We start from the raw sequence: 14,065 nt of genomic DNA, 5'->3' as shown, positions 1-14,065 counted from the left end.
GCAGGGAATTTATTCCTGCCTGTTCGTAAATTTCATGAATTACATTATTTTTCAGCTAGTTATGCGAATATTGCCCATGGGCAACGTTTATTTCCCAAATCTTTCCTTCAAAAAGGCATCCAAGGCCCCGCGCAGGCTGGATTCCGACAGGCTATCCTCAAATTCTAGCTGGAACTTGCGGCCCCGTTTCCGAGCAGTAACACCCTTTTCCCCAGCGGAACGTCGATAGATCACCTCATCGGCCTTACGTGCTGGTTTAACCTTTGGTTCCTCCGCAGCCAACCGCAGTTGTTTCACCACATCAAGTGGATCAACAAATGGCCCTCGTCCATTTCGGGCTGATTGCTGCTGCACTTCAATCCGTGCTGCCTGTGCAAGCATGGGATCGGCAGTAGCTGGTCGCGCGAGCAAAGGTTTAAGGTCACGCGCATGGCGCTCTTTGAGGTCACGGATAGAGGGGAATGCGCTCACGATTTGCTCTGGCAAGGCGGCCAATGCAAGGTAACGCGAAAGCCAAGGTTGGCTTACTTCCAACCGCTCTGCCATCGCCTTTTGCTTGCCGCCGTAATAGCGCGCGATAGCGTCCGCGTAATCAATCGCCCGCTCGTAATCGCTGATATCCTCACGTTCACGGTTTTCGATATCAGCGAGGCGAAACGCCTCTTCGTCACTTATCTCACGCGCTTCTATTAGATACTTAAATTGCGTGTAGTTGTTCTTGCGAAGCCAGCTGACCGCAAAGTGACGCCGCGCGCCACAGATCACTTCATATTTGTAATCAGGATCATCAATTGGGCGCACGATGGCAGGAAATTCCTGGCGTCCTTGTGCACGGATACCATCGATCAAATCACGGCAGTTTTCCTCATTGAGCAGATCGTAGTCGCGGTTGTGCCGTTCCCACATCCGACATTCCGAGGGATCAATCCAGCGCAGTGTTTTCTCTTCCAGTTCCCCAGTCAGGCGATCGCTGATCGCAGTTGACCGTTTTAGAAAGCGGGCAGATTCACGCGGGCCCACCGCAGGCCTAGGGGAATCCAGATCACTTAGAACATCATCAAAGATCGCGTCATGTTTTTTACTCATAGCAGCCCCTCCTTGCGCAGGCCCTTGTGATGGCTCGGCCATGTTTTGCGGATCAAAAGTTCGATCTCACTATTGACCGCATCCAAATAAGCACGACACCGACGGTGTGTATCCGTACGCGTCGCCGCGCCTGTTAATTCATAAACGGTGGCTAGGTTTGCCGCCGCGTTGTCAATTTCGGCACTGTCTTTCAGAACAGCGTTCAACATATCATGTGGAAAAACTGCATCCATCATCCGCTTGATCGCTTGATGCGCTGATTTACCGTCGTTCATTTTGGTCGCTAAAATTTTAATAAAAGCATAATCGCGCGCACCGCCGGCCCGCGCCAGCTCGTTTAGTGTTGCGCCCATCATTTTGAGGAAGTGCGCGGTAGAGCCGAAATCGATGTTGTTCGGCGGCGCAGGGATCACAATCGCATTGGCTGCGCGCAACACCGACAAAGATAACATTCCAAGCGCAGGCGGGGGATCCATCAAAATCACATCGAACTCGTCTTTGATACTTTCGATTCCTTCCCGCAGCCGGTCAAGAACAAAACTTTGATCTCGGGCCATGCGGGCGGCAAATTCGTATTCAGCGTCATAGAGCCCCAGATTGGCAGGGATCAAGGCAATGCCGGGCCAGTAAGTACCCCTAAGTGCATAGTGCAGCGACTTTGGCCCACCGTGACGGAAGAAGGGGTAAAGTGTCTCTTCTTCTTCATCTACGTCAATGTCGGGATTAAGACCAAAGACGCTAGTGGTACTTGCCTGACTGTCACAATCAATCACACAGACACGATACCCTTTAAGGGCCAAAAATTGTGCGAGGTGACAAACGGTTGTGGATTTACCGACGCCGCCCTTAAAGTTCTGAATGGCCAGAACCATAGCAGGATCTTCAGGCGCACGGTGGGGCAGGGTGCCAAACACGCGACGCATCTCATTGACTTGTGCAAGACTATAGCCAGTGCGCCGGCCTGTTTTGGGGTCTTTTTCCGGCTGAGGCAAGCGACCGTCCGCCTCAGCGTCTCGAATTAGTTTATCACTACGGCCCACCATCTCAGCGGCTTTTCTAACCGTGAACCGTAGATCAAGTGTTTTACTGCTCCCGGGAGCAAAGAGGCGATCGCGAAGGCGTGCGATGACAGTAGATGCACGCGTTGACAATTCGTCAAGCTCGGCAAGGGTGACGGGGGGAAGAACAGGCTGCTCCATGAGATCCTCATGTTATGATTATATTAGAATCATGAACTGCTGCGGAGGAATGCTCAAGTGTGAATATTCTGAGAAGTGGCCTCAAAAACGCGAAATATGGAAGATATGTGGTTTTGACTGGAAATTACCTAGTCTCAGTGAAGTTCTGATAAGAATATGCGAGTTATCCACAGGAAACACCCAAAAAGTAAGTTTAAGGAATTTGGGTGCTCCACACTGGATTTTACTACCTAAAACAAGAATCATAAAAACTGCTAATGGTTCTATCTTCAGAGTCTTCTGTGTTCAGGCACCGGAACATACTGTTAATAGGGCAATATTAGGCTCTAAACTTACGTATTGGGACTGTTTTGCTTACACATGGGGTGGTTTAAACTTACGTACTGGGACTGCTTCTCTTACGTATCGGGACGGTCCAAACTCTTACCTTTTGGGTGCACTCCTGATATGGCTAGGCGGTGGGTAAAAAGGTGCTAAATTACAGTTAGATGCGAATCGGATGTTTGGAAATAGGCATTTCTATCCTTACTTTTCGGGTGATTGCCCATGGGCAATTTTTGCGCTAACTTACATCCAAGCAGATACAAAAGTAAGAATAAGCGTGTAAGCGAGCAGATGGCAACCAAACCTTATCGCACCATTACGGCGCGACCCAATGCAGAAAGTCTGGTAAAACCAGGTGAGTTGGTGGACCTCGTTGAGGTTACCCCGCTGACGCTGGCGGACAGGCGAATCTATAATCAGCTTTTGGAAAACGCGTGGGACGCGATTGAAAAGCCGGTTACCCATGTGATTTCCAAATCCGATCTGCGCGGGTCGCACAACTCAAACGATAGGGTAGGGGAGTCGATCGAGCGATTGATGGGGTCCATCGTGAAGGTCAAAGTCCAACGGGATGGCGAAGACGCGATTGAACGGGTTCAACTGCTCGGCGGCAATATAGAGACAACCCGCCGCGATGGTTTGTTAGAATATGAAATCCCAACGCGTTTGCGCCGCATTATCAAGGACAGTACGGTCTTTGCGCGACTTCAGCGGGAGGTGATGTTTGCCCTTAGCTCAAAATATGCGCTGACGCTTTATGAGATGATCCAGAAACGCGGAAACCTTCGGTGGAAGTCCTCCGAGAAATTCGGCGTGGATGATCTGCGCGGAATTTTGGGGGTGCCAAAGGGCAAGCTAACCTCATGGTCGAACCTAAAGCTGCGGGCGATTGATCCAGCCGTGAACGAAGTCTGTATGCTGAGTGATTTCGTCGTTGAAGTGTTACCGATTAAAACGGGGCGGCGGGTTACCCATGTGGAACTGCGATGGTGGCGCAAGGATGCTAAATCCGAGGCCGAAGCAGAACGGGAGCTTAGCTTTTCCAAGGTCGGGCGAAAGGTGCGGACAGAAGAGCGCGCGCAAGCATCGCGGCCACGGCCTGTCTGGCTAGAGACGCGGGGGGCGGCGCTGCGGCCTGATACCTATGAAACCGCGCGTTTGCGCTATCCCGGATTTGATATCTATCATGTCGAGGGGGAATGGCGCGATTGGGCCAAGGGTAAGGACGCGCCGCGCGATCCAGACCGCGCATTTCTGGCGTTCTTCAAGACCTTCGCAGAGGCCAATCCGATTTAGGATGGGGTAGGGGGGCATCCCTGGTCCTACTGACCAAGGATGCTACGATCTAAGACCGCGGTTTTATCCGTTGCGCACTGTATCGATCATCAGCTGTACGTTTTCTGGATCAGCGTCAGGTGTAATGCCGTGGCCAAGGTTGAAAATATGCGGCCCTTTTGAAAACGCCTGAACTGTGCGGCGGGTTTCAGACACCAGCTTGTCACCACCTGTAACCATATGCGTTGATTTTAGGTTTCCCTGTACACAGCCACTGGGTTGAAGGTTTTCTGCAGCCCATTCCGCTGTGACGCCGTCATCGACAGCGATGCAATCTGCACCAATTGCTGCATGCGCGCCTGTATACCGCTCACCCGCGCCGCGGGGAAAGGCAATGATCGGCACATTCGGGTGTTTTTCCTTAAGCGCTGCTGTAATCCGTGCCATGGGCTTGATGGAATAATCCATAAAATCAGAGCCTTGCAGTGATCCTGCCCAGCTATCAAAGATTTTCATGACTTCGGCGCCCGCTTCGATCTGTTTTGACATGTAGTGGATCGTCGCGTCGGTGATGCGGTCCATCAAGCTGTCAAACACTGCGCGGTTTTCTGTCTTAAGTGCATGCGCTGGTCCTTGATCTGGTGTGCCTTGGCCGGCGATCATGTAGGTAGCTACCGTCCACGGCGCGCCAGCAAATCCGATCAGCGTGGTTTCGGAAGGCAATTCCTTGGACAGGATTTTTACGGTTTCATAAATAGGGCTTAGGTGATCGTGGATTGCATCGGCAGGGACCAGCTTATCCAGCTCGGCTTGGGTGGTGATGGTGGACAGGCGCGGACCTTCGCCAGTGACAAACCATAGATCAGCGCCCAAAGCTTGAGGCACCAGAAGAATGTCGGCAAACAGAATTGCCGCGTCAAACCCATAGCGGCGGATGGGTTGTAGTGTGACCTCGGCCGCAAGATCAGGATTGTAGCACAGTTTCAGAAAATCGCCTGCTTGCGCGCGGGTTGCGCGGTATTCTGGCAGGTAACGACCCGCCTGACGCATCATCCAGATCGGTGGAGTAGGGAGGGTTTCCCCCGCAAGGGCGCGCAGGATCGTTTTCTGGGAGGTCATATGCTGTCTCAATCATTGAATTTGGCTCGGGGCATAATGCGACAAAGCCGAAGGGTTATACAAGAGTTGTCAGGTTTGGCTTACAGCGTTAGGGAAGGGTTATGACAATGAATTTACCTAGCCCCGCCCAGCCCTTGATGATTGGAACCCGTGGATCGCCGCTTGCGCTTGCGCAGGCCTATGAGACACGGGAACGTTTGGCCAAAGCGTTTGATTTGCCATTTGAGGCTTTCACAATTGTTGTGATTAAGACGACGGGGGACAAGATCATTGACCGCCCGTTGAAAGAGATTGGCGGCAAGGGCTTGTTCACTCGCGAAATTGAGGCGGACATGGTGGCGGGTAAGATCGATATTGCTGTGCACTCGATGAAGGACATGCCGACGCTTCAGCCCGAGGGCCTGATCCTTGATACCTATCTGCCACGTGAAGACGTGCGCGATGCGTTTATCTCACCCACTGCAAGCAGTTTGGAAGAACTCGCGGCGGGGACAGTAGTGGGAACATCCAGTCTGCGTCGTCGCGCGCAACTGATGCTGAAGCGTCCTGACCTTGAGGTGGTTGAGTTCAGGGGAAACCTGCAAACCCGTTTGAAAAAGCTCGAAGATGGCGTTGCTGCGGCGACATTCCTAGCGATGGCTGGGCTGAACCGTTTGGGCATGGATGACGTGCCAAAGACACCAATAGAGACTGATGTGATGCTGCCCGCAGTCGCCCAAGGTGCCATTGGAATCGAACGCCGTGTCGAGGATACAAACATGGCAGAAATGCTGAGTGCGATCCATGATACACCAACGGGACAACGTCTCGCGGCTGAGCGGTCCTTTTTGTTGGAACTGGATGGTTCGTGCGAGACGCCCATCGCAGGTTTGGCCGAACTGGACGGCGGCACATTGCATTTGCGCGGTGAGGTTTTGCGGCCAGATGGATCTGAAGCAATAAATGACGCGATAAGCTGCCCGATTGAGGATGGCGTGCAGGCCGGTAAAGAGATGGCGCAAAAGCTGCTGTCCCAAGCCGGTCCAGAATTTTTCGATTGGCGCTGAAACCAGCACCAAAAAAGACATTTACCAAGGGGCACGTGCCCAGACAGGACATCATATGACACAGACAACGTTGCGCCAGCATTTGACGGCACAAAGCACAGACACCAATCTGATGATCCTGATGGAAGACATCGCAACTGCCTGCCGGATGATTGCAGACCGTGTGCGCCACGGCGCATTTGCAGGTGTTCTTGGGGCTGCTGAAACTGAAAACATTCAGGGCGAGACGCAAAAAGAGCTGGATGTGATCTCGGACGAGATATTTCAGGAAATTGTGGGTGCTAACCCAAACGTTGCCGCGTTGGTGTCTGAAGAAGTTGACGAAGTGAACTGGCGCAAAACGGCCCCGCAGGCTGGGGATTTTGTTGTCTATTATGACCCGCTTGATGGGTCGTCGAACTTGGATGTGAACCTGTCGGTTGGCACAATCTTTTCCATCGTGAAACTGGACGCGGCGATTGCGCCAGAGGCGAGCGCCGTACAGATCAACGGAACCGAGCAGATCGCGGCGGGTTACGCGATTTATGGTCCATCCACTGGTTTGGTGATCACAACGGGGCAGGGGGTAGACGGCTTTACCCATCATCCTGGTTCGGGTGAATTTTTGCTGACGCAGCCAGAAATGAGCATCCCCGCCGAAACGCAAGAATTTGCGATCAACGCTTCGCGCTATGATCTGTGGGACACACCTGTGCGAAGCTACATTGATGATTGTTTGCGCGGCGCAGATGGGCCACGCGGCAAGAAATTCAACATGCGTTGGTGTGCATCCATGGTTGCAGATGTTCACCGCATCCTGACGCGCGGTGGTGTGTTCTTGTATCCCAAAGATACAGGGAATGCGGCGCAGGGAGGCAAGTTGCGTTTGATGTACGAAGCAAACCCAATGGGAATGCTGGTCGAACAGGCTGGCGGCGCGTCATCAACAGGATATGGCCGCATCATGGAAGTGGCGCCAACAGGCCACCACCAACGCGTGTCGGTTATTCTGGGGTCACGCGGTGAGGTTGCAGTGATAGAGGGATATCACAAAAAATAGGCTCTAATCCGCCTCATCGAGCCCGTGGGCAATGTTTGAATGACCTTGTAAAATGTCATTGTGAATAGCCTCGCCCACGGCTTCGTAATCACCATCGCGTAGTGCGGCGATGGCAACTTCGTGCATGTCGGGGATTGGGGTGCTTTCGCCCCCTTTGACCATCACCCGCAAGGACGGCCCGACGCGCAGCCAATGTGACGCGGCCGTGGCCATCAATATTTCAGCCTCTGAGTGCGCGTATAACGTCCAGTGAAAGACGTGGTTATAGCGCAGGTAAGCTTGGATATCTCCGGTCCGCAGGGCGGTGTTGACCTGTTCGTCAATTTGCTCAAGCGCGTCGATGTCTTCAGGCTCAATAGCCACGGCAGCCAGCCGCGCAATTTGGGGCTCAATGCCCGTGCGGGCATAAGTCAGTTCCTGCAGTTGTTCGAGGGTGAGTTCGGGAACCATCAAGCGGCGGTTTTCGGTTGCGCGCAGGGCACCCTCGGCGGTGAGGCGGCGAATGGCTTCGCGTGCGGGTGTGATGCCTGTGCCCAAGCGTTCAACGATGCCTTGGATTGTGACAGCTTCACCGGGGGCGAGTTCTCCGAATAGGATTAAATCGCGAGCCTTTCGGTACGTGACCTCGTGGTCGGGCAGGGGAGCGGTTGAGGACATATTCGGACCTGTCAAAGAATGCGTTGACCCATTATCGCAAGGATCAAGCGTATTGACCATGGGGATTGCACGCATGTGACCCTGAGACCCTAAAGATCGCGCAAGCGCTCAAGTGCCGCTACAACTGCTTCGGGTTGATCGTATAAAACCAGTTGGCCGGAGTCTTGAACCTTTGTGAGGGATGCGCGGTTGCTTAGACGCTGTGCAAAGGCCTCAACAGAGGCGATGCTCACTACTGGATCTCCCTCACCATGGAGTATTTCAATCTGGTGATCGCTTTCGGCAAGGATTGATGTCCAATCACGGACAACATGATAGCTGTCGATTTCAAACGCGCGGTGGCCCTGTGTACTGGAAAAATGGTACCCTGAAAAGATGATGTCGCGGATTTCAAGATCTGCCAACAGGCGCATGTCACAGGGGCTATACTGATAAAGGGAATGCAGGAATTGCCGCTCTCCGTTGTTGTCGATCTGGTTGATTCCGGCGCGAATAACAAAGGGCAGGATGCGGGGGGTGTACCGCGCTGTCAGTGCGACCACGCGCTGGCGTACTGACATAGACGCAAACTGTGATGCGGATGTGAGGGGGACTCCTCCGGCAACTGATAAAATGCCCCGGATACGGTCACCTAGATGGGCGGCCGCGGCATAAGCATAAACTGAACCCGCCATATGCCCCAAAAGGATGGGCCGCTGGGTTCCTGTAGCATCCAGCAATGCTTCGATATCTCGCGCCAGTCTTGCAGGCGCGGTGCTGATGTTCTCGCGATTATCCGGCGCGGCATTCCCAAACGATGGTCGAATAGGCGCGATGAAGTGAAACCCGCGGTCACGAATTTGGCGGCGCAGGCCGTCTGTCATGGCGTTGCCGTCTAACATGCCGTGAAAAAATATAACGGGTGTTCCATCGGGATCACCAAATGTTTCCACGGGCATAAGGCGATCTTTGAGCCTGATGTTGATAACTGTGTCAGGGATTTTTGCGGCAGGCGCCGGATTGCTGGTTTCCTGCTCTGCTAAACGCATAGTTCCGTGCAACAGACTAGCCAGTTCAACCTGTCCGGAACTGTCAGTCTTTTGCAGGATCTTTTTCATCTGGGTGCGCACAGTTTCCAATGCGCTTTGCCGTGTTTGGGCAATTTGAGCAGTGCTTTTCCCCTCTACCAAAAGCTCGCAGATATCGATCTCGGACTTACTAAGACCGAACCCGTTACTGAGCAATTCGCCTGTACTATTTGGCCAACTTTGCTTGACTTGGGTCGCCATAAACAGCCTTTCCTGAGGAGAGTCATTTGAAAGCTGAAAGGCCATGGGGATTTGTCTGCTGCCGTCAGCGGGCTGCATACGGGTAAGCACAACTAGGGTGGCCGATTTGCCTGCCAATAATGCGCTTACATCGGCGCGGTGTTCATCACTGAGATTGAAATCATCCAGTGTGGTTCCATAGCGGATGCCAAAGATGTTGTGCGCAGCGTTGTTATGCCAGACCAAGATGCCTTCACCATTGAATACCAATTGCGGCAAGCTGCTGCGCACGGTTTCAGTTTTGTCAGATGCATCTGGGCGACCCGCCTGTTCCAACAGTTGCATAGCGATGGCAAAATGATTTGAAATTTCTGTCTCGGTGATTGCGGCACTTAGATCAGAGTTGTCGGCCTGCAATGTGTTCAGCTTGGAAACTTGATCTAGGATGAAGTTGTCCCAGTGACCCATAAAGCTGTCGTATGTCTGTGGCTCAAGAGCGATGCGATAGATGCTCTCAATCAGTTCACCCTTGGTTTTAGGTGAGGTGCTTGCAGATGGGTTTGTCGGATCTGTCATAAAGTCCCCGCAAATCTATTTGCACCACTATGCGTGCCCAAGGGGCGATTGGGGAATAGACGAAACGATTTAATGGACAAAATATGAGCTTTTAGAGGCTCAAAAACTACTGTTGGTTGAAATTAGACAGCGCGTTCGCCATCTCTTGTACCTGAGAATGTGAAGCCGCAGATTCGTCTGATGGGCCATGGGCCATGGGCCATGGGCTTTGGTGTGGGGAGGCTTGTGCTAGGCTTGTTCCCTTTTCCAGATGATCAGGCCTGCACCCATGATCACAATCGCCCCGATGACGGTCATTTTGTCAGGGACAGTACCAAACAGGAAATACCCCCAGATCGCGACGAAGATAAGGAATGAATAGGTGAACGGCATGAGCTGGTTCGCCGTACCAAAGCGGTGTGCAGTGGTCAAAAGTTGATGCCCTGCCCACCCCATCACGCCTATTCCGATGAGAACACTCATCGCCCATGCCCCGTCAGGCTGGACCCACGTCCATGCCGCAAAGGGAAGCAGCACAAATGTACCCACCAGCCCCATGTAAAACTGCATCGTATCCACCGCAACAATGCCAGAAAGTTTCCGCGTCATAATAGAATAAAAAGCAAGCGCAGTTGCATTATAAAGGATCAATAGCATGGCTGGATGAAAGGTTTCGCCGAAAGGGCGCACAACAATCAACACACCAATAAACCCTAACAAAATTGCGCCCCAGCGCCATGGGCCAACGTGTTCTTTTAGGACCGAGGTAGAAAGAAAACACACGATCACAGGGCTGGAAAACATAACCGCGGACACCACCGTCAGCGGTAGGAATTTCAGAACATAAAAATTGCTTAGTGTCGCTGAGACAAGTAACAGCGCGCGGCTGATGACCTGCCAAAGATGATCCGTCTGAAAACGATCTCTGGTAAAGCCATCCTTAGCAATCACCGCAATGGAAATGACAAAGTGGCTGGCGTAACGCATAAACGCCAGCTGAAAGGCTGGGATACCCGCAATGGCCAACCATTTGGCACTGGTGTCCACAATTGAGAAAAAGAACCAAGCCCCCAGCATCATTAAGATGCCGAGGCGCGGTAGATTAGCAGTGGATCCAGCGGTGACAGCCATGAGTTATTTCGCGAACTTCTGTGCGTAGTAGTCAACCATCTGGCTGACCATATCATCCGCCTGACCGTGATCGCGTGCATCATTAAGCGCGGCAAGGGTACCCTTGGACATCACGCTGTCGATTCCTGCGTCTTCTGCCATTTTGGCATAATACCCGACGTCCTTGGCCGCGTTTTTGATTGCGAAGGCCAACATGGTTGCATCCCCGTCTACGCCGTAGGCTTTGACAAAATCCATCATACCCGAACGCAGAGGCCCAGCGGCCATCACATCATAAAGCTGCTCGCGTTCCACACCCGCAACATCGGCCATTGCAAATGCTTCGGCCATTGCGTTGGCGACCGTCATTCCAAAGAAGTTGTTGATCAGTTTGATCGTGTGCCCTGAACCGACAGAGCCCAAATGGAACACGTTTTCACCAAGCTCCTTTAGCACGGGTTCGACCTTGTCGAATGCCGCCTTGTCTCCAGAGGTCATAATGTTGAGCAGACCATCTTTGGCGTGGCTGGGTGTGCGGCCAAGGGGTGCATCAAGGAACGCGCCGCCGGCGCTGGCGACTTCAGATGCTAACATGCGGCTGCTGGCGGGCAATGAAGTGCCAAAATCGACAACAGTTGCACCTTTGCGCAGGCCCGCGATCACGCCGTCATCTCCGCGCATGCGACCCTCCACATGATCCGAGGTTCCCATGCACAACATTACAATGTCGCTGGCCGCAGCAACTTCCTTGGCTGTTTTGGCCTCGGTTGCGCCACGTGCGATTGCCGCATCCAGATAAGTGCGATCGCGGTTGCCCAGAACGGTCAATGCATAACCTTGGTCCTGAAGGCGCCCGGCCATTGCACCGCCCATCAAGCCGAGGCCGATAAATCCGATTGTTGGTTTTGTCATGGGGTTAGTCCTTAGTTTTTCTATGTAAGTAATTCTTGAATGCGAAGGGTTGCGGCAAGCGACTGTGCGGCGTCATCTACCGGAATTTTAGGCGCCGCTTTTTGATTTAGAACGTCGATGAAGTGATCCATCTGAGCTGCGAGTGGATCGGTTTTGGAATGGGGGAGCTGGCGCGATTTGGGCGTTTGGGACCAATCCTCAGATCCGCTCCAGACGGTCATGGATGGGAATGAAACGGAGCCGCTGGCGCAGGTGATCCACATCATGTCTTGTCCTGTTGTGGCGATGTTGGGGTTTTCGCCTGTGCCTGCCTCAAATCCCCAAGGGCTGGGAGCAGTATCGGCAAAACTGATTGCGGCGGTGAGCCCAGTTTTGAAACGGATAGCTATTGCGCCGCTTTCGGGACGGCCAGCGTTGCGTATGTGGCGCGACCCCAAGGCGTGGATTTCGTCGATGTCACCAAACAGATATCGCAGCAGGTCGACATCATGCACGAGGTTGATCATCACAGGACTGCCATGGGTGCTGCGCCAGTTGTCTTGGAAATAGGCGTCAGGTTTGCGCATGGCCCAGATCATTGTGGCGGTGATTGGTGTGCCCAAATCTCCGTTGGTGATCATCTGACGAAGCTTTTCCACATGGGTGTGATAGCGGCGGTGGTGCCCAACCAACGTGCGCACATTTGCGGTTTTGACGGCGGCAACCAATGCACCAGCTTGTTCCAATGTTTCGGTCACGGGCTTTTCAATTAACATGTGCCAGCCACGCTGCGCAGCTTCGATTGCGTGATCCGCATGTAACTGTGTGGGCGTGGCGATGATCACACCATCAACGTGGACATCTACCTCTGCCATGGCAGCAAATCGGGTCACGTCGGTGCGCAATGTCATGTCAGGATCGGCAAGCCCGACCAGTTCGCAGGCAGGATGCGCCAGCACGGCATCTACATGCCGACTGCCAATTAGACCACCGCCAACAACAAGGATGCGTTTCACATCACCGCTCCGATTTGCCACGGCACAAATTCGTAATCGCCCAATCCCTGGGCTTCGGATTTGGTTTCCTCACCCGAGGCGACGCGCAGGAACATCTCGTAAATCTCACGGCCCTTTTCCTCAACGCTGACGCCCTTGGATAGGATTTCACCTGCGTCAATGTCCATGTCCTCAGACATGCGGGTGGCCATCTCGGTATTGGTAGCGATCTTCACGGTAGGTGCTGGTTTGGACCCAAAAGCCGAGCCGCGCCCAGTTGTGAAACATACCAGATTGCAGCCGCCTGCGATTTGTCCGGTGACGGAGGCAGGATCGTAGCCCGGTGAATCCATGAAGGTGAACCCACGGGCAGTGACGGGTTCCGCGTATTTATAGACACCCATGAGGGGTGTCGTGCCGCCTTTTGCCGCTGCCCCCAGTGATTTTTCAAGGATGGTTGTAAGCCCACCCTTTTTGTTTCCGGGCGACGGGTTGTTATCCATCGAGCCTTTGTTGCGGGCGGTGTAATCCTCCCACCACTTGATCAGGCCGATCAGCTTGTCGCCTGTTTTGCGGTCAACCGCGCGGCGGGTGAGCAGATGTTCGGCACCGTAGATTTCAGGTGTTTCGGCCAACACACCTGTGGCACCTTGGGCAGTTAGCAGATCGCAGGCATAGCCAAGCGCGGGATTAGCCGTGACGCCAGACCACGCATCCGAGCCGCCGCATTGTAGCGCGACCATTAATTCAGATGCAGGGCAGGGGGTGCGGGTGGCCTGATTTGCGATGGGCAACATGGCCTCAATCTTGGTGATGCCCAGTTCAACGGTGCGTCGCAGGCCTGCGACGTTTTGGATGTTCATAGTCTGAAAGGTCGGGCTTTGTTTTAGGCCGTAAGCTTCGAGCAACCAATCAATCTGGTTCATCTCACAGCCGAGGCCAACCATCAAAACACCCGCATGGTTTGGGTGTTTTGCGTAGCCCCACATCACACGTTGCAGCGCCTCAAACCCGTCACCATCGCCTGCCATGCCGCAACCCGTGCCATGCACAAATGCGGCAACACCGTCTACGTTGGGATATGGCGCCAATACATCGGGTGTAAAGTGGTCGGCGATCATCCGCGCGGCGGTAGCCGAACAATTTACTGACGTCACAATCGCAATGTAATTGCGCGTGCCCACGCGGCCGTTTTCGCGGCGGAATCCCATGAACGTGTCTTGGGTGGTTGCAGGTGCAATAGGCCGCAGATCGGTTGAATACTCATAGGCCATGTCAGTGTTGCGGAATTCGACGTTATGGGTGTGTACGTGGTCCCCTGCCGCAATGTCACAAGATGCATAGCCAATCAGCTGCGCATATTTGCGCACGGGATCGCCACTGCGCATAGCACTGGTCGCAACTTTATGGCCTGACGGGATCAGGGCGTTTGTGGAGATGCCTTCAATGGCCACCCCCACCTCTAACGCGCGGGTGGCGGTGACAACTGTATCGGCGCGGTCGAGGCGTACAAAATCCATAA

The 14,065-nt window shown here is 53.5% G+C and carries 12 protein-coding genes; 3 read left to right on the top strand and 9 right to left on the bottom strand.

Going from position 1 to position 14,065, the window contains the following annotated elements:
- Positions 1 to 87: 87 nt before the first annotated feature.
- Both V7775_RS16810 and V7775_RS16805 read right to left on the bottom strand, forming a co-directional pair.
- Positions 88 to 1,086: a ParB/RepB/Spo0J family partition protein gene (locus V7775_RS16810; protein ID WP_335753068.1), complete on the bottom strand. Its 999-nt coding sequence runs from the start codon at positions 1,084 to 1,086 to the stop codon at positions 88 to 90.
- The gene (locus V7775_RS16805) at positions 1,083 to 2,285 is read right to left on the bottom strand and encodes an AAA family ATPase (protein ID WP_335753067.1); all 1,203 of its coding nucleotides are present in this window, start codon (positions 2,283 to 2,285) and stop codon (positions 1,083 to 1,085) included. Before V7775_RS16805 ends, V7775_RS16810 begins: the two co-directional genes overlap by 4 nt.
- Before the next feature lie 615 nt (positions 2,286 to 2,900).
- On the opposite strand from V7775_RS16805, the gene V7775_RS16800 reads away from it, so the two are divergent.
- Entirely contained in the window at positions 2,901 to 3,905 is a 1,005-nt protein-coding gene (locus V7775_RS16800; RefSeq protein ID WP_335753066.1) for a replication initiation protein, read from the top strand.
- A gap of 63 nt (positions 3,906 to 3,968) precedes the next feature.
- Here V7775_RS16800 and hemE read toward each other — a convergent pair whose 3' ends face one another.
- Positions 3,969 to 5,003: a uroporphyrinogen decarboxylase gene (hemE, locus tag V7775_RS16795; protein ID WP_335753065.1), complete on the bottom strand. Its 1,035-nt coding sequence runs from the start codon at positions 5,001 to 5,003 to the stop codon at positions 3,969 to 3,971.
- A 101-nt stretch (positions 5,004 to 5,104) separates the two neighbouring features.
- On the opposite strand from hemE, the gene hemC reads away from it, so the two are divergent.
- Positions 5,105 to 6,049, top strand: a complete 945-nt coding sequence (gene hemC / locus V7775_RS16790; protein ID WP_335753064.1) for a hydroxymethylbilane synthase — start codon at positions 5,105 to 5,107, stop codon at positions 6,047 to 6,049.
- A 55-nt stretch (positions 6,050 to 6,104) separates the two neighbouring features.
- The gene (locus V7775_RS16785; protein WP_335753063.1) at positions 6,105 to 7,088 is read left to right on the top strand and encodes a class 1 fructose-bisphosphatase; all 984 of its coding nucleotides are present in this window, start codon (positions 6,105 to 6,107) and stop codon (positions 7,086 to 7,088) included.
- Between the two features lie 3 nt (positions 7,089 to 7,091).
- Here the strand turns inward: V7775_RS16785 and V7775_RS16780 are convergent, their stop codons facing one another.
- The 6 genes from V7775_RS16780 to V7775_RS16755 form a co-directional block, all read right to left on the bottom strand.
- Complete coding sequence (locus V7775_RS16780; protein ID WP_335753062.1) at positions 7,092 to 7,745, bottom strand: GntR family transcriptional regulator; 654 nt, start codon at positions 7,743 to 7,745, stop codon at positions 7,092 to 7,094.
- 89 nt (positions 7,746 to 7,834) lie between these two features.
- Positions 7,835 to 9,568, bottom strand: coding sequence for an alpha/beta fold hydrolase (locus V7775_RS16775; protein ID WP_335753061.1), 1,734 nt, complete (start codon positions 9,566 to 9,568; stop codon positions 7,835 to 7,837).
- 228 nt (positions 9,569 to 9,796) lie between these two features.
- Positions 9,797 to 10,678 (bottom strand): DMT family transporter, encoded by an 882-nt coding sequence (locus tag V7775_RS16770; protein WP_335753060.1) that lies wholly within the window; start codon positions 10,676 to 10,678, stop codon positions 9,797 to 9,799.
- A gap of 3 nt (positions 10,679 to 10,681) precedes the next feature.
- On the bottom strand, positions 10,682 to 11,569 hold the full coding sequence (locus V7775_RS16765) for an NAD(P)-dependent oxidoreductase (protein ID WP_335753059.1): 888 nt from the start codon (positions 11,567 to 11,569) through the stop codon (positions 10,682 to 10,684).
- Positions 11,570 to 11,589: 20 nt separating this feature from the next.
- Positions 11,590 to 12,564, bottom strand: a complete 975-nt coding sequence (locus V7775_RS16760) for a Gfo/Idh/MocA family protein (RefSeq protein WP_335753058.1) — start codon at positions 12,562 to 12,564, stop codon at positions 11,590 to 11,592.
- Entirely contained in the window at positions 12,561 to 14,063 is a 1,503-nt protein-coding gene (locus V7775_RS16755; RefSeq protein ID WP_335753057.1) for a UxaA family hydrolase, read from the bottom strand. Before V7775_RS16755 ends, V7775_RS16760 begins: the two co-directional genes overlap by 4 nt.
- Positions 14,064 to 14,065: the final 2 nt, after the last annotated feature.

The sequence above is a fragment of the Sulfitobacter sp. genome, from assembly GCF_036960155.1.
GTDB lineage: Bacteria > Pseudomonadota > Alphaproteobacteria > Rhodobacterales > Rhodobacteraceae > Sulfitobacter.
This window is presented reverse-complemented; position numbering and strand designations above follow the sequence as displayed.